The 15,677-nt window shown below is 46.1% G+C and carries 18 protein-coding genes; 5 read left to right on the forward strand and 13 right to left on the reverse strand.

Annotated features, from left to right (window positions below):
* Positions 1-231: 231 nt before the first annotated feature.
* The 8 genes from fusA to fkpA all read right to left on the reverse strand — a co-directional run bounded on the left by fusA (position 232) and on the right by fkpA (position 6,207).
* Entirely contained in the window at positions 232-2,331 is a 2,100-nt protein-coding gene (gene fusA, locus R7O03_RS20465; RefSeq protein ID WP_005382794.1) for an elongation factor G, read from the reverse strand.
* A 75-nt stretch (positions 2,332-2,406) separates the two neighbouring features.
* The gene (gene rpsG / locus R7O03_RS20470; protein WP_005382796.1) at positions 2,407-2,877 is read right to left on the reverse strand and encodes a 30S ribosomal protein S7; all 471 of its coding nucleotides are present in this window, start codon (positions 2,875-2,877) and stop codon (positions 2,407-2,409) included.
* Between the two features lie 101 nt (positions 2,878-2,978).
* On the reverse strand, positions 2,979-3,353 hold the full coding sequence (rpsL, locus tag R7O03_RS20475; RefSeq protein WP_004399892.1) for a 30S ribosomal protein S12: 375 nt from the start codon (positions 3,351-3,353) through the stop codon (positions 2,979-2,981).
* Between the two features lie 177 nt (positions 3,354-3,530).
* Entirely contained in the window at positions 3,531-3,806 is a 276-nt protein-coding gene (gene tusB, locus R7O03_RS20480) for a sulfurtransferase complex subunit TusB (protein ID WP_005382799.1), read from the reverse strand.
* Positions 3,807-3,813: 7 nt separating this feature from the next.
* The gene (gene tusC / locus R7O03_RS20485) at positions 3,814-4,170 is read right to left on the reverse strand and encodes a sulfurtransferase complex subunit TusC (RefSeq protein WP_213898832.1); all 357 of its coding nucleotides are present in this window, start codon (positions 4,168-4,170) and stop codon (positions 3,814-3,816) included.
* Positions 4,167-4,562: a sulfurtransferase complex subunit TusD gene (gene tusD / locus R7O03_RS20490; RefSeq protein WP_017821752.1), complete on the reverse strand. Its 396-nt coding sequence runs from the start codon at positions 4,560-4,562 to the stop codon at positions 4,167-4,169. Before tusD ends, tusC begins: the two co-directional genes overlap by 4 nt.
* The gene (locus tag R7O03_RS20495) at positions 4,559-5,281 is read right to left on the reverse strand and encodes a transcriptional regulator (protein ID WP_005382804.1); all 723 of its coding nucleotides are present in this window, start codon (positions 5,279-5,281) and stop codon (positions 4,559-4,561) included. The genes tusD and R7O03_RS20495 overlap by 4 nt, the downstream gene beginning before the upstream one ends.
* Positions 5,282-5,424: 143 nt before the next feature.
* Positions 5,425-6,207, reverse strand: coding sequence for an FKBP-type peptidyl-prolyl cis-trans isomerase (gene fkpA / locus R7O03_RS20500; RefSeq protein WP_017821751.1), 783 nt, complete (start codon positions 6,205-6,207; stop codon positions 5,425-5,427).
* A gap of 128 nt (positions 6,208-6,335) precedes the next feature.
* On the opposite strand from fkpA, the gene R7O03_RS20505 reads away from it, so the two are divergent.
* Together R7O03_RS20505 and R7O03_RS20510 are read left to right on the forward strand one after the other, a co-directional pair.
* Positions 6,336-7,322, forward strand: a complete 987-nt coding sequence (locus tag R7O03_RS20505; RefSeq protein ID WP_213896550.1) for a WD40 repeat domain-containing protein — start codon at positions 6,336-6,338, stop codon at positions 7,320-7,322.
* On the forward strand, positions 7,319-7,546 hold the full coding sequence (locus tag R7O03_RS20510; protein WP_005381455.1) for a SlyX family protein: 228 nt from the start codon (positions 7,319-7,321) through the stop codon (positions 7,544-7,546). Before R7O03_RS20505 ends, R7O03_RS20510 begins: the two co-directional genes overlap by 4 nt.
* Before the next feature lie 83 nt (positions 7,547-7,629).
* Here the strand turns inward: R7O03_RS20510 and R7O03_RS20515 are convergent, their stop codons facing one another.
* The 5 genes from R7O03_RS20515 to kefG form a co-directional block, all read right to left on the reverse strand.
* Positions 7,630-8,571, reverse strand: a complete 942-nt coding sequence (locus tag R7O03_RS20515) for an isoaspartyl peptidase/L-asparaginase (RefSeq protein WP_318131981.1) — start codon at positions 8,569-8,571, stop codon at positions 7,630-7,632.
* A 131-nt stretch (positions 8,572-8,702) separates the two neighbouring features.
* Positions 8,703-9,254 carry a peptidylprolyl isomerase gene (slyD, locus tag R7O03_RS20520; protein WP_005381451.1) on the reverse strand — a complete coding sequence of 184 codons (552 nt, stop codon included), beginning with the start codon at positions 9,252-9,254 and terminating at the stop codon, positions 8,703-8,705.
* Positions 9,255-9,346: 92 nt separating this feature from the next.
* On the reverse strand, positions 9,347-9,547 hold the full coding sequence (locus R7O03_RS20525) for a YheV family putative zinc ribbon protein (RefSeq protein WP_005381449.1): 201 nt from the start codon (positions 9,545-9,547) through the stop codon (positions 9,347-9,349).
* A 33-nt stretch (positions 9,548-9,580) separates the two neighbouring features.
* On the reverse strand, positions 9,581-11,377 hold the full coding sequence (gene kefB / locus R7O03_RS20530; RefSeq protein WP_017633740.1) for a glutathione-regulated potassium-efflux system protein KefB: 1,797 nt from the start codon (positions 11,375-11,377) through the stop codon (positions 9,581-9,583).
* Positions 11,361-11,954, reverse strand: a complete 594-nt coding sequence (gene kefG, locus R7O03_RS20535; RefSeq protein ID WP_005381444.1) for a glutathione-regulated potassium-efflux system ancillary protein KefG — start codon at positions 11,952-11,954, stop codon at positions 11,361-11,363. Before kefG ends, kefB begins: the two co-directional genes overlap by 17 nt.
* A 209-nt stretch (positions 11,955-12,163) precedes the next feature.
* Here kefG and R7O03_RS20540 point away from each other — a divergent pair, with 209 nt between their 5' ends.
* The 3 genes from R7O03_RS20540 to R7O03_RS20550 all read left to right on the forward strand — a co-directional run bounded on the left by R7O03_RS20540 (position 12,164) and on the right by R7O03_RS20550 (position 15,663).
* Positions 12,164-14,083 carry an ABC transporter ATP-binding protein gene (locus tag R7O03_RS20540; protein ID WP_042523641.1) on the forward strand — a complete coding sequence of 640 codons (1,920 nt, stop codon included), beginning with the start codon at positions 12,164-12,166 and terminating at the stop codon, positions 14,081-14,083.
* Entirely contained in the window at positions 14,080-14,568 is a 489-nt protein-coding gene (locus tag R7O03_RS20545; protein ID WP_005382813.1) for a TIGR02444 family protein, read from the forward strand. Before R7O03_RS20540 ends, R7O03_RS20545 begins: the two co-directional genes overlap by 4 nt.
* A gap of 87 nt (positions 14,569-14,655) precedes the next feature.
* Positions 14,656-15,663 carry a hydrolase gene (locus tag R7O03_RS20550; RefSeq protein WP_033907159.1) on the forward strand — a complete coding sequence of 336 codons (1,008 nt, stop codon included), beginning with the start codon at positions 14,656-14,658 and terminating at the stop codon, positions 15,661-15,663.
* Positions 15,664-15,677: the final 14 nt, after the last annotated feature.

Genomic DNA, 15,677 nt, shown 5'->3' on the forward strand with positions numbered 1-15,677 from the left:
TGTTTTACCGTGGTCAACGTGGCCGATAGTACCAACGTTAACGTGCGGTTTCGTACGTTCAAATTTTTCTTTAGACACGATCGTGTTCCTTCCTAGTTATGATTCGTCGTGATCATTATTGATCGACGACGCGCCAGAAATTGTTATTTTATGCGCCAACGCCCGTTAGCGCAATATTTGGACGCCCTGATCTCGCAAAAAGTCGTAAACTTTTTGCAGTTCAATCGTCAATTAGTAACCACGCTCTGCAATAATTTTATCTGCGAAGTTTTTCGGCACTTCAGCGTACTCGTGAAACTCCATAGAGTAAGACGCACGGCCTTGAGTTGCAGAACGTAGATCAGTTGCGTAACCGAACATTTCGGATAGTGGTACTTGAGCACGGATGATCTTAAGACCAGCCACACCTTCGTCCATGCCTTCAATGATACCGCGACGACGGTTTAGGTCACCAACAACGTCACCCATCCAGTCTTCCGGAGTGGTTACTTCGACATTCATCATAGGTTCTAGAATCACAGGTTGTGCTTCTAGTGCACCTTTCTTGAATGCCATCGAGCCAGCGATCTTAAACGCCATCTCGCTTGAGTCTACATCGTGGTAAGAACCATCAAATAGTGTAGCTTTAATATCTAGTACAGGGTAACCCGCTAGAACACCACTATTCATTTGCTCTTCGATACCTTTCGATACCGAACTGATGTATTCCTTAGGAATCACACCGCCCACGATTTCGTCTACGAATACGAAACCTTCACCAGGCTCTGAAGGCTCAAGTTTGACCCAAACATGACCGTATTGACCACGACCACCTGATTGACGAACAAACTTACCTTCAACTTCCGCTTTACCACGAATGGTTTCACGGTAAGCAACCTGAGGTTTACCAACGTTACAATCAACGCTGAATTCACGCTTCATACGATCAACGATAATGTCTAGGTGAAGTTCACCCATACCTGAGATCAGAGTCTGACCTGATTCGTCGTCCGTTTCCACGCGGAATGATGGATCTTCCGCTGCTAGTTTACCTAGCGCGATAGCCATTTTCTCTTGGTCTGCCTTAGAACGAGGCTCTACAGCAATCTGAATAACTGGTTCAGGGAACTCCATGCGCTCTAGAATCACTTTGTGGTTCTGATCACACAGTGTGTCACCTGTTGTTACGTCTTTCAGACCGATAGCAGCTGCAATATCACCAGCGCGAACTTCTTTCACTTCTTCACGCTTATTCGCATGCATCTGAACGATACGACCGAAACGCTCTTTCTTCTCTTTTACTGAGTTGTAAACAGCGTCACCCGAGTTTACAACACCGGAGTAAACACGCATGAAAGTTAGCGTGCCCACGAATGGGTCAGTCGCAATCTTAAACGCTAGCGCTGAGAAAGGTTCGTTGTCGTCAGCATGACGCTCAACTTCATTTTCTCTTTCGTCGACACCTTTAATTGCAGGTACGTCAACAGGCGATGGCAAGAACTCAACTACTGCATCCAGTACCGCTTGAACACCTTTGTTCTTGAACGCACTACCACAAGTAGCCAGTACGATTTCGTTATTTAGTGTGCGAGTACGTAGAGCTTGTTTGAGCTCAGCTTCAGTCAATTCACCTTCTTCAAGGTACTTGTCCATCAGCTCTTCGCTAGCTTCAGCAGCGGATTCAACCATGTGGTTGCGCCACTCTTCAGCAAGTTCAATCATGTCAGCCGGGATGTCTTCGTAAGTAAACGAAGTGCCTTGATCGGCATCATTCCAGTTGATCATTTTCATCTTGATAAGGTCGATGACACCTCTGAACTCATCTTCCGCACCAACGTTCAGCTGGATTGGAACAGGAGTCGCACCAAGACGATTCTTAATTTGGTTCACAACGCGTAGGAAGTCTGCGCCCGCACGGTCCATCTTGTTTACAAATACCAAACGTGGAACGTGGTATTTGTCTGCTTGACGCCATACAGTTTCAGACTGAGGTTCAACACCAGATGAGCCACAGAACACAACCACAGCACCATCAAGTACACGAAGAGAACGCTCTACTTCGATAGTAAAGTCAACGTGTCCAGGGGTATCAATGATGTTTACGCGATGCTCAGGGAACTGTGCTTCCATACCACGCCAGAATGTAGTAGTCGCAGCGGATGTGATAGTGATACCACGCTCCTGCTCCTGCTCCATCCAGTCCATGGTTGCTGCACCATCGTGAACTTCGCCGATTTTGTGAGAAAGGCCAGTGTAGAACAGAATACGCTCAGTTGTGGTTGTTTTTCCTGCATCTACGTGAGCACAGATACCGATATTACGGTATAGCTCAATAGGAGTTTTACGAGCCACGATTGTATCCTCTTACTAAGGTGTACCTTAGAGTATAGAAAAGTGCTGCGAGAGAACCTCGCAGCACAGAAGGTATTACCAACGGTAATGAGCGAACGCTTTGTTTGCGTCAGCCATGCGGTGAACGTCTTCACGTTTCTTAACCGCAGTACCTTTGTTCTCAGACGCGTCTAGCATTTCAGCAGCTAGGCGTTGAGCCATAGATTTTTCACCACGCTTGCGCGCAGCTTCAACCAACCAACGCATAGCAAGTGCGTTACGGCGAACCGGACGTACTTCTACAGGTACTTGGTAAGTTGAACCACCAACACGGCGAGATTTAACCTCTACCGCTGGGCGAACGTTTTCAAGAGCTTCTTCAAAAATAGCTAAGTGGTCTTTACCAGACTTTTCAGCCATAGCATCTAGTGCAGTGTAAACGATTTTCTCTGCAGTAGATTTTTTACCGTCAACCATTAGGATGTTAACGAATTTTGCCAGCAATTCAGATTTGAATTTTGGATCTGGAAGGATCTTACGCTGACCAATGACGCGACGACGTGGCATGGATTTATCTCCGTTGTCTTCTTCAGGTTTTATCCAAAACTTTTCAGTTTTTTCAAAAAATTAAAAATAATTTAGTGTTTGGCCTTACTTAACGGAATCCATTAAGACTTAGGACGCTTCACACCGTACTTAGAACGACCTTGTTTACGGTCATTTACGCCAGCACAGTCTAGTGCGCCGCGAACAGTGTGGTAACGCACACCTGGAAGGTCTTTAACACGACCACCACGGATTAGAACAACTGAGTGCTCTTGAAGGTTGTGACCTTCACCGCCGATGTACGATGTAACTTCGAAGCCGTTTGTCAGACGTACACGACAAACTTTACGAAGTGCTGAGTTAGGTTTTTTAGGTGTAGTAGTGTAAACACGAGTACATACACCACGTTTTTGTGGGCACGCTTCTAGTGCAGGCACGTTGCTTTTAACAACTTGCTTTGCACGTGGCTTACGTACCAACTGGTTAATAGTTGCCATTAACTAGCTCCTGATTTACTTGAAAGTAAGCTTTGTGAAAAATCTATCCCCAACTGCCAATGCAGTTAGGGACGCAAAATTCTATGCAGCAGTGAGAGGTGTGTCAAGAAATATACGGATCTTTTTTGTTCAATTAGAACAATTCATCCGTAAAGCTTTGTCGACAGCAAATCTTGTTCAATCCCAAGTTAGGGATTTATCCTGTTTTGCTGTTAGTTCAACGAAGCCTGAGTAATTCACAATCGTCAGCGATGGACTGATACGATTTGCAATACCGCGAGCTTGCGCATCGCTCTCTAACACAAATACGCTGCGGTTTTTTAGATGGGAAAATGCTTTATGTTGCGAGTTAGCAGCGTACACTGCATCTTCTATAAGTAAGATGTCATCCTGTTCACTGCATAAGGGCATGGCGTCTTCTAGAGCAGAGACTGTTTTTATGATGTGTAACATACCTTCCTCAAAAAGACAGTAGCTTGCCAGCGTGTTGTAACTTATCTTTGAGCTGTTCTGAGCTTAACGCTTGGGCTTCAATGACTAAATCCGCTTGCGCCAAACCTCGCTGGGTTAACGACTCTGAACACACAAAGACTTGTTCGATGTCGTATAAATCGAAAAGCTTTAACATCGGCGCGTAATCTTTACTCAAAATATTGTTGGGGTTTTGTCCGAGTAGAAGCTGGTATACCCCGTCACCCACGAAAATGACGCTGATATCTTCACAGTAAGCCGACGCGGCTAACAGTGCATCCACACCTTCACGACCAGCTGCACTGCCATGTGGCGCACTACGAAATAGATAAGTTAACTGACTCAAAACTGTACCACTCTGTCTTGGGTTAACATCGCTTCAGCTAGGCTACCTAAGCCTGCTTGTTCAAAACCATCGGCTAGATTGTTCTGAACCAAACCATGTTGATTCGCTTCTTCTTCACTTACAATCCCGCGACGCAAAGCGGCCGCGACACAAGTTTCTAGGCGAACACCATGCTCTTTAGCCAAAGACTGCCACGCCTTATTGAGATCAAATTCATCGTTAGCTGGCACACTCAAAGCAGTACCATTAGTCACACCATCTTGATAAAAGAAGACGCTCACTAGCTGATGGCCTTGCTCTATCACCGCTTTGGCGAACTGATAAGCACTGCGCGCTGACTGGCTGCCATAAACGGGACCATTCACCACTAACGTGTAAGTCAGTTTGCTCACCTTTCATCATCCTCGGTTTTACGTTGACGAATGTACAAGTAAACGGTGTGTTTTGAAATATTAAGGCGATCCGCGACACGGTTGATGGCATCTTTAATATCGAAGATACCTTTGTCGTACAACTCCATCACGATCTGGCGATTTTTGGTGTTGTTAGACACGGATTTATCCGCATTGATCTCTTCGATGGTGCGTTCAACAGTTTGGTCCACCAGCTCTTCTACGTCACTAGCAAAGTTGACCGAGGAAGCCGCTTCTTTCGCTTCTTGCGTCGGCATGAAAGACTGAAGGACTTGCGAGAAAGGCGCATCCAAGTTGACGTTGATACACAACAAACCAATCACGCGATTTTCGCCATTACGAATAGCGACAGTAATCGACTTCATCAACACGCCACCTTTTGCACGGGTAAAGTACGAACGTGAGAAGTTGCGCTCCGAGCCTTCGATGTCTTTTAGCATCTTAAGCGCTAAATCAGTGATTGGTGAGCCGACTTGGCGCCCCGTGTTTTCACCGTTAGCGATTTTAATTGCAGAGGTATTTAAGTCTTCTAGAGAGTGAAGAACGATTTCACAAAATGGACCTATCAGGCTGGCGATACCATCCACGACCGCCTCATAAGATCTTAAAATGATTTTGTCGTGCTCGGTAAACGGCATCACGTTAACGGATTCCATTTCGAGCAACATCTCCGCGTTTATTGTTTCTGTAGTTGTCATAAGCCTTCGAGCGAAAAATCAACAAATTGGTGTAAGTTTATCAGAAAATTTGAAAAGCAACCTAGCAAACTCACCAACTAGTGACCTAGAACAAAAAAGGCCCGTTAAACGGACCTTTTTCAATAACTTATCGCAGCTTATTGTTATTGCTCTGCGTTGTCGTTCTCAACTTTTAGCAGCTCAACTTCAAATACTAGCGTTGAGTTAGCAGGAATGCTTGGTGTGTCTTGGTCACCGTATGCTAGCTCTGGCGGGATAACGAATTTGAATTTAGAACCCACAGGCATTAGCTGAACACCCTCTGTCCAACCTGGGATTACACGGTTAAGTGGGAACGTTGCAGGTTCACCACGATCGTATGAGCTGTCGAACTGAGTACCGTCGATCAGAGTACCTTTGTAGTGTACTTGAACCGTATCAGTGTCTTTTGGCTTCTCACCTTCAGCTGGTGTCATTACTTGGTATAGAAGACCTGTATCTGTCTTCACTACGCCTTCTTGCTTCTCAAACTCAGCACGGAAATCATCGCCAGCTTTTTTCGCTTCAGCTGCTTTCTCAGCCGCTTGTGCTTGCATCTTTTCTGCAACACGCTTGTCTAGAGATTCTAGTGCTGCACGTGTTTCTTCTTCATTCAATTCAGCATTGCCTTTGAAGACGTCTTCGATACCTTTTAGTACCAAATCTTTGTTAAGATTAATGCCGATTTCGCTTGGCTTGTCGATGCTTGTGCTTAGGTAGTTAGCAAATGAAACACCGATTGCGTATGCCGCTTTGTCGTCGTCGGTTTTAAAGTGAACCGCTTTACCGGTTTCTGCTTGAACTTGTTCTGCTTGAGGTGCGGTTTCTGTTTTAGTTTCTTCTTTCTGACAACCTACCGCTAGCATAACTGTTGCAGCAAGTAGCGACACTTTTAAAACTGATTTCATTAAATTCTCCCAATAATGGCTCTGCCATTGGTTGTTGTGCACAAATCTTCTATGAGACTAGTGAAGACAATCGTTATACCAATATACTAGCTATATGTCTTAAGACACAAACCGGATTATTAGATGTGATGCAAAGAATTTTTCATTTATTCCTATATTTAATTGTCATCACCACGTTAAATGGTTGCTTTTTCGCCGAGCGTGAAGTGCAGCGTTGGCCGATAGAACCTCAAGGTGCGACGAGCTTCGCACTTAGCAGAGATGGACGGTTTGCTCTGCTCTATTCTCAACAGCGTCATTTGATGTTGTGGGACCTAGAGCAAAATGAACAACTAGCCAACCTGGGTGAACTCGATGCCGATGCCAATGTGGTTTCCCATATCCGCATATCTGACAATGGTCGCTACGCAATTACAGCAAGCCAAATGAACTTCGCAGTTTGGGACCTAGGCTGGACGCAATCCGAAGGCCTTTGGTCTATTTCTGATGCGCTCATTCGCGACGTTGATATCACCAGTAATGGTGAACAAGTTCTGCTTGGGTTATCCAACGGTAAAGCAATTTATGTCAACTTAGTCACCGGGCGTCGCATGGAGTTCCTTGCGCATCGTGAAAAAGTCAATTCCGTGGCCATTTCTCCTAATGGGCGCTTCGCCCTAACCGGAGGTAATGACTATAAAGCGTATCTGTGGGACACCGAAACCGGACAAGTACTACGAACCTTCGAACATGAACAACGAATTGTTCGCGTGGCCTTGCAAAGAGATGGAAAATTAGCAATGACATCTGATGGCGGAAACCAAGCGATTGTTTGGGATTTAAAAACTGGACAAGAAGTCGCACAGTTGAGCAGTTGGTCACGCCAATTAATTTTCTCTACCGCACGATTTTCTGACGACGGGACTCAACTAGTCACAGGAAGCCCTTCTGGCCGTGTGTCGATATGGGATACTCAAACCGGAAAACGAATGAGTGGATTTGAAGTGGAGCCCAAAAAAGACACTCGCCCTCCCCGTGCGGTCGTGTATGATGCAGCCTTTGATTCAAAACAACGCGTAATTACTGCTACTTCAGCAGGTATTGCCCAAGCTTGGCAGTTAGAGAACGGATCATGACAGAAAAAATCATTCAGCAATTGGAAGCACGCATTAATGACTTAGAATGTCAGCTTGCGTTCCAAGAACAGACTATTGAAGATCTGAACGGCGCTTTATCGCAGCAACAACTGCAAATTACCAAGATGCTCGATCAGATGAAATATGTGGTAGGTAAAGTAAAAAATATGGACTCGTCGAATTTAGCCGATCCGTCAGAAGAAACCCCACCACCGCATTATTAAAATGCAGGCTCAAATAGCATAAAGCCCAGAACATGTTCTGGGCTTTGTTGTATTAATTACTTAAGAAGGTACTCAAGAAGAAGCTATTCGTCGGCGTAGATTTTAACGCTCAGCTCGCCTTGCGTATTAATGCCTGCTCGGTACATGCCAGAACTGTTCATCGCAAAGTGCATCTCACCTTTAGCATCAATGGCAATCAAACCGCCCTCTCCGCCTATCTGTTTGAGATCACCTTGGATAATGTGTTCACAAGCCGTATGAATATCTTCTTGTAAGTAACGCATACGTGCTGCAACGTCTTCCGCAACACGTTTACGAATAAAGAACTCACCGACACCCGTAGTGGAAACTGCAACAACGCCATTTTCGGCCACCGTACCACAACCAATCAGAGCCGAATCTCCGACTCGGTTGTATTTCTTATTCGTCACGCCACCCGTACTGGTGGCAGCGGCTAAGTTGCCTTGTTGATCTAACGCTACCGCACCAACCGTACCGTGCTTACGGTCATCTGGGTAACGAGATTCCGACAAAGCAAACAGTCCTTTCTCACGCATAGACAGCAACTGCTCATAACGGCGATCAGTAAAGAAGTAATCTTGCTCGGTATACTCATGGCCTTGCTCAAAAGCAAACTTCTCTGCGCCCTCACCCACCAACAACACATGATTGCTGTTTCGCATCACGTCACGAGCGAGCTCAATTGGGTTTCTGATATGACGAACCCCAGCGACCGCGCCTGCTGCAAGGTTTCGCCCATCCATCACAGAAGCGTCCATTTCAACCATTTCGTTGTTGGTCAGCACTGAGCCTTTACCCGCATTAAAGTTAGGAGAGTCTTCCAATACTTTCACTGCCGCTACGACGGCATCTAAGGCTTCACCGCCCGTGTCTAGAATTTGATGTCCCGCTTTTACCGCAGCTTCTAAATCCGCCAAGATGGATTGTTGCAGCTCATCGCTCATCTGTTCACGCAAGATGGTGCCCGCACCACCATGAATGGCAATCGAGAAAGGTTTCGTCATCACTTTGTCCAACTGTTATTCCTTGTATGGTTGGCACTACACCTTAGATAAACAAAAAGCGCAAGTTGAAAACTCAACTTGCGCTTTTCAAAGCTTTGCTAGATAAGATTATCTAGTGAAGGAGCTTATGATTAGTGAGAACCACAGCTACCGCCGCCACAGCAGCCGCCTTCTTCTTCGTGATCGTGGTCATGATCGTGACCACCACAACAGCCACCACCTTGGTGGATGTGACCGTGTTCGATCTCTTCTGCTGTTGCTTCACGTGTAGACATAACTTCTACTTCGAAAGTTAGTGTTTGACCAGCTAACATATGGTTACCGTCAACAACCACTTCGTTGCCGTCAACTTCTGTTACTTCAACAGGGATTGGACCTTGGTCAGTGTCAGCTAGGAAGCGCATGCCCACTTCGATTTGCTCAACGCCTTGGAACACGTCCGCAGGAACGCGCTGTACTAGCGCATCGTTGTGCTCACCGTAAGCTTCTTCAGGAGCTACCGTTACTGAGAACTTGTCGCCAGCCACTTTACCTTCAAGTTCTTTTTCAAGACCTGTGATTAGGTTGTTGTGACCGTGAAGGTAATCTAGAGGTGCTTCTGCTGTTGATTGATCAACAACGACACCGTCTTCCATCATTACTTTGTATGCAAGGCTTGCAACAACGTTCTTTTCAATTTTCATACTAACTCCAGGGAGATTAATTGACTTAACCTGAATGGGGTTAAGTACTGAGATATCTGGGTGTATTATGGGGATCAATTATCGAAGTTCAATTATTCCGGCTTAAAAATTCCGATCATTTCCTGATCTGAGTGTTTATTTTTCTCTACAGATTGTGGTTTACGCTGCTCTGTAAACTCACACTCGACACACTCAACTAATTCGATGTTATTTTCAATCCACCAGCGCAGGGTATCTTGCTGGCTGCAATTTGGGCAGCTAGCGCCGGCAATAAAACGTTTCTTGATTTTCACGCTATTTCCTTAGCTTGAGTCTTGGCTCAAGTACTACTTCCAATGATTAGGTGACTGATGGTCGCTCTCCATTTCACGACCAAATATTTCTTCTAGCTCTTTGCGGGCCTCTTTCGCTCTTTGAGCCAATTTCTTATCTTCATTGTGTTGAGGCAATAAGTCCTTAAGCATAGCATTATCCAACTTGCGAAAATGTGCTTCTGCCCGCTTTGCTTGATAAGGATGCATACCCAGTTCTACGAGCGCTTGGCGACCGAGATCTAGCGCCCCTAAAAATGTTTCACGAGAGTAATTCTCTACACCATGACTCATTAACTGGTAAGCCTCGACACGGCTTCTTGCTCGGGCTAACAACTTAAGTTTCGGGAAGTGCACGCGACAAATGTCCACGATGGCCATCACCTCATCAGGTGAATCAGTACAAATAATCAATGCTTCCGCTTTATCAGCGCCAGCAGCCCTCAATAGGTCAATTTGTGTAGCATCGCCATAAAACACTTTGTAACCATACTTACGTAATAGGTGGATTTGGCTGGCATCACTTTCTAATACTGTCACTTTGATTTTATTGGCATACATTAAACGTCCGACGATCTGACCGAAACGTCCAAAGCCTGCAATGATAACGCGTGGTCGGCGATCCACGACTTTCGTGGTCATGCCCTCTTCTTCTTGATTCAGGGTATGAGCAAACCACTTCTTTTGTCCCATCAGCAAAAGAGGAGTCGTCACCATGGATAGACTGACCACCACCAACAGAAACGCCACTTGCTCTTTGGACAAAATGCCCTCTTGGCTCGCCGCGGTAAATATGACAAAGGCAAACTCACCGCCTTGGCTCAAAATTGCAGCCATACGGCTTCTCGCTTTGGCTCCGACACGGGCAGCTCTCGCCAATGCATACAAAACCAAACCCTTAACCACGACCAAAGCCACCACCGCACCGAGAATCTCTAAAGGATGTAATGCCAATAACCCCAAGTTTACCGCCATGCCCACCGCAATAAAGAATAACCCCAACAACAGACCTTTAAATGGCTCGATAGCGATTTCCAACTCATGGCGATACTCACTCTCTGCCAGCAAAACGCCTGCTAAAAAAGTCCCCAATGCCATCGAAAGGCCGAGCTTTTGCATCACGACCGAAATGCCAAGCACGACTAAAAGTGCAGCAACGGTAAAAAGCTCACGAACACCACTCATCACGACAAAACGAAATAGCGGACGTAGTAAAAAGTGACCTCCAATCAACAGTGCTACCACACTGCCTAAAATAGTGAAGACATCCAACCAACTTCCACCACTATGCCCGCCTGCTAGCAAGGGCAACATCGCCAGCATCGGGATCACTGCAATATCTTGAAAGAGCAGCACCGCAAAACCAGATTGCCCCGTTTCGGTACCATTAAGCCCTTGCTCTTCAATGACTTTAAGCGCAATCGCCGTCGAGGACAGCGCCAACCCCATCCCGATCACCAAACTCACTTGCATGCTTACGCCAAACATACTGACGACACTACCAATCACGGCGGTCGTGACCACAACCTGCGCACCGCCTAAACCTAAAATCGGCCCTCGCATCTGCCACAATTTTTTAGGGTTTAATTCCAGCCCTATCAAAAACAGTAACAACACAACCCCAAGCTCGGCAAAATGCAAAATGGCATCAACGTCGCTAATTAAGCCGAGCCCCCATGGGCCAATCAACACACCAGCGAGTAGATAACCTAAAACCGAGCCAAGCCCAAGGCGCTGAGCAATCGGCACCGCAATAACCGCAGCCGAAAGAAAGACCACACTGCTTTGAAGAAACTCACTGGTGATCGCCATACTGACCTCCTCGATCTGCCGCTTGCCAGTTTTCAAGTGGGTTACTCAGCCATCCACGGTATAACTCGGCATGTTCGTAGCGTTCAATATCTGAAACATTTCTTGACCAATACAACACCAGTGGTTCAATCCAGTGCATTTGGCATAGGGCTGCCGTCAGTTCAAACGGTTGCAAGATTTGCTCAAGTGGGTATTTGTTGTACCCCTTCGCGCTGAAGGCTTCTTCTTTACCACCTGTTGTAATGACACTGCGCCAGTATTTTCCTTCTAGCGCCGCACCTCCGCCAAATGCAAAGCCTTTACCTAACACTCGGTCTAGCCACTCTTTTAATAGGGCTGGACATGAATACATATAAAGTGGGTGGTGAAATACGATCACATCGTGAGCGAGCAACAACTCATGTTCGTAATTCACATCAATAAAGAAATCAGGGTAAACACCGTAAAGATCGTGCACAGTGACGTGATCAAGCGACTGAGCTTTTTTTATCATCACTTGATTGGCAATCGAGTTATGTGGCTCTGGATGAGCATAAATGACCAGAACTTTTGGGAGAATAGACGGTGCAACAGCCAAATGGTCGTCCTTGTGGTTATTTTTATCCGTTATCAAATTGTTATACTTTTTTGTACAGCATAATGCAATTAAAGCGAATCAATCGACTTTTCCGGTCAATACCCCTACTATTCACCGCTAGATATATACCCAAGTGGCTTTAAAAACGATTGAAACCACTTCGCTATGTAACCAAGCAACGCGCACTGCGCAAAGTGAATGAAAACTTTATGATTACCTTCTCTGATATTCAGTTACTGCGTGGCGGTAAACCTCTTTTAGACCAAGCTTCTGCGACTATTCACCCTGGCGATAAAGTCGGTCTTGTGGGCAAAAACGGCTGCGGTAAATCAACGCTGTTTGCCCTACTGAAAGATGAACTGTCAATTGATGCTGGCTCATTTAGCCAACCTCAACACTGGGAGTTGGCCTGGGTCGCACAGGAAACGCCTGCGCTAGAGCGCACTGCACTGGAATACGTCATTGATGGTGATCGCGAATACCGCGCTCTCGAAAAGCAGTTAGCTGAAGCAGAAACACAAGACAACGGAACCCTAGTTGCCGAGATACACGGTAAAATTGAAACCATTGGTGGTTACAGCATTCGCGCTCGCGCGGCAGAACTGCTCGATGGTTTAGGGTTCAGCCAAGAGCAAATGAGTTGGAGTTTGACCCAATTCTCGGGTGGTTGGCGTATGCGTCTTAACTTGGCTCAAGCGCTATTGTGTCGTTCTGATCTACTGCTACTCGACGAACCAACCAACCACTTGGATTTGGACGCGGTAATGTGGTTAGAGCGTTGGCTACAAAACTACCCTGGCACGCTGATTCTGATCTCGCACGACCGTGACTTCCTTGATCCAATTGTTGGTCGCATCATTCACATCGAGAATCAGCAGCTGAACGAATACACGGGTAACTACTCGTCATTCGAAAACCAACGCGCACAAAAGATGGTGTTACAACAAGCGATGTTTGAAAAGCAACAGAAGCAGATGTCTCACATGCAAAGCTACATCGACCGCTTCCGTTACAAAGCCTCTAAAGCACGCCAGGCTCAAAGCCGTATTAAAGCTTTGGAGCGCATGGAGAAAGTGTTACCAGCTCAATTCGATAACCCATTTAGCTTCCAATTCCGTGAGCCAGCTGCGCTGCCAAACCCAATCATGATGATGGATGAAGTATCTGCAGGTTACGGTGACAACCTCATCTTAGAGAAGATCCGCTTGAACTTGGTTCCTGGCAGTCGTATTGGTCTACTCGGCCGTAATGGTGCGGGTAAATCGACCTTAATCAAGCTGCTCTCTGGTGAACTTAACGCGCAAGGTGGTGACCTAACTTACTCACAAGGCGTGAAAATTGGTTACTTCGCTCAGCACCAGTTAGAAACGCTTCATCCTGAAGAAACGCCGCTGCAACACATGATGCAAATCGCACCCGATCAAACCGAACAGCAGCTACGTGATTACCTAGGTAGCTTTGGCTTCCAAGGTGACAAAGCACTAGAAAAAGTTGCGCCGTTTTCTGGTGGCGAAAAAGCCCGTTTGGTATTGGCTTTAATTGTGTGGCAAAAGCCAAACCTGTTGCTACTTGATGAACCGACCAACCACTTAGACTTGGACATGCGTCAGGCATTGACGATGGCACTGCAAACATTCGAAGGTGCGATGGTGATTGTTTCACACGACCGCTATTTACTGCGCGCTACGACCGATGACTTGTATTTAGTGCATGATAGACAAGTTGCTCCGTTCGACGGTGACTTAAATGACTATTACAAATGGTTAACCGAACAACAAAGAGCGGAACGCAAAGAAGCGCAGGCTGCGCAGCCAAGCAAAGATACGGCCAACAGCGCAGCCGCGAAGAAAGAGCAAAAACGTCGCGATGCAGAGTTTCGAAAACAGACAGCGCCAATTCGCAAAACGCTGACACAACTAGAAAATAAAATGGATAAGTTAGGTGCTGCACTGGCCGAAGCTGAAGAACAATTGGCGGACAACTCACTGTATGCGGCCGAAAATAAAGCTAAACTTAACCAAGTGCTGGCACTTCAAGCTTCTAGTAAGGCTGAGCTCGAAGAAATTGAAATGGAATGGATGTCTGCTCAAGAAACATTGGAGCAGATGGAGCTAGAGTTTAATCAATGAGTAATCAACACGCTGAATACACACTCACCCTAGAACACCTTTGGCAGTTTAGTCTGCAATTTTATGGTGTGCGAGAAGTGAAAGAGGCGTGTTTATCATTACAGAACAATTATCACGGTAACGTGAACCTACTCCTGCTGCTCAGATGGCTCGATGAGCAGCAACTCATTTTCCAAGAAAAAGACTGGCCCTTGGTGCAAGACTGTCTAGGTAGGAGCGAAACTTTACTTCACTCCTTTCGCGACCTTCGTCGCCACCTTAAGTCTCAAGTCAATGACGCTTTGTATCGTGAGACCTTGCAGTTTGAGCTGCAACTAGAAAAGCAGCAACAAGCGGATTTGGTGGACTGCATTAACTCACTTGCACTACTCAAAAATGATGGTGACCCACTGACGTTGAGATACTGTCGTCAACTCGGTGGGGAGCATTTGCAGCAAGCCTTTGCTATGCCGGTGCCAAACATTCAACCACCAAAACGCCCATAAATCTGTAGAATACCTATAATCTTTATAAAGGATTATATTAATAAGTTCTTCAACGGACACCGAAGGACCGCATAAGAGCAGTTAGGTATGACACAATTTTTCGCAGCCGCCGGGATCAAAAACCCGCATCTCCAAACGCTTTTGCCGCGTTTTATTCGCAAAAAAGCGTTGTTTACGCCGATTTGGCAAACCCTCGATACATCCGATGGCGACTTTCTCGATCTCGCGTGGAGCGAGGACCCAACCCAAGAGCCTGCACAAAAAAAGCCGATTTTTGTTTTATTTCATGGGTTAGAGGGGTGCTTCTATAGCCCTTATGCCAATGGGTTAATGAATGCATTTGCTCAATCTGGATGGCTGTCGGTGATGATGCATTTTCGTGGCTGCAGCGGTAAACCAAACAAAAAAGCACGAGCTTACCACTCGGGTGAAGTGACGGATGCTCGTTACTTCCTAGAGCACCTTGAACAACGTTTTCCTGATAATCCCAAAGTTGCAGTTGGTATTTCTCTTGGCGGTAACATGTTGGCGAATTATTTAGCCCAATATAAAGACCACCCTATTTTGAATGCAGCGACTATTATCTCGGCGCCTTTAGACCTAGCTGCGTGTGCAAACCGTATTGAACAAGGCTTTTCGAAAGTGTATCGCCGTTACCTGCTTTCTTCACTGAAACGTAACGCGTTACAAAAGCATCATCTATTGCATGGCGAGCTCGCTTTGTCCTACAACTCAATAAAACGTGTCACACGATTGTATGAATTCGATGATTTGATCACCGCACCATTGCACGGCTTTAAAGACGCACAAGATTATTACGACCAATGCTCTGGCTTAAGTAAACTACAGCAAATCACGCTACCCACACTAATCATCCATGCCAAAGACGATCCATTCATGACCGACGATGTGATCCCGAAATTTGTTCTGCCAGATAACATTGATTACCGTCTCTTTGAGCACGGTGGCCATGTTGGCTTCCTGACAGGAACGGCGTTAAAACCTAAGTTTTGGTTGGAGGAAGCGCTGCCCGCGTATTACGAAAGTATCGCCGCAGATTACCTTTCTGCTGTATCCAAGCAACGAACGCAGTAAACTAGCCGCTCATC

It is taken from the genome of Vibrio sp. Vb2960 (assembly GCF_033337665.1).
Lineage (GTDB): Bacteria > Pseudomonadota > Gammaproteobacteria > Enterobacterales > Vibrionaceae > Vibrio > Vibrio alginolyticus.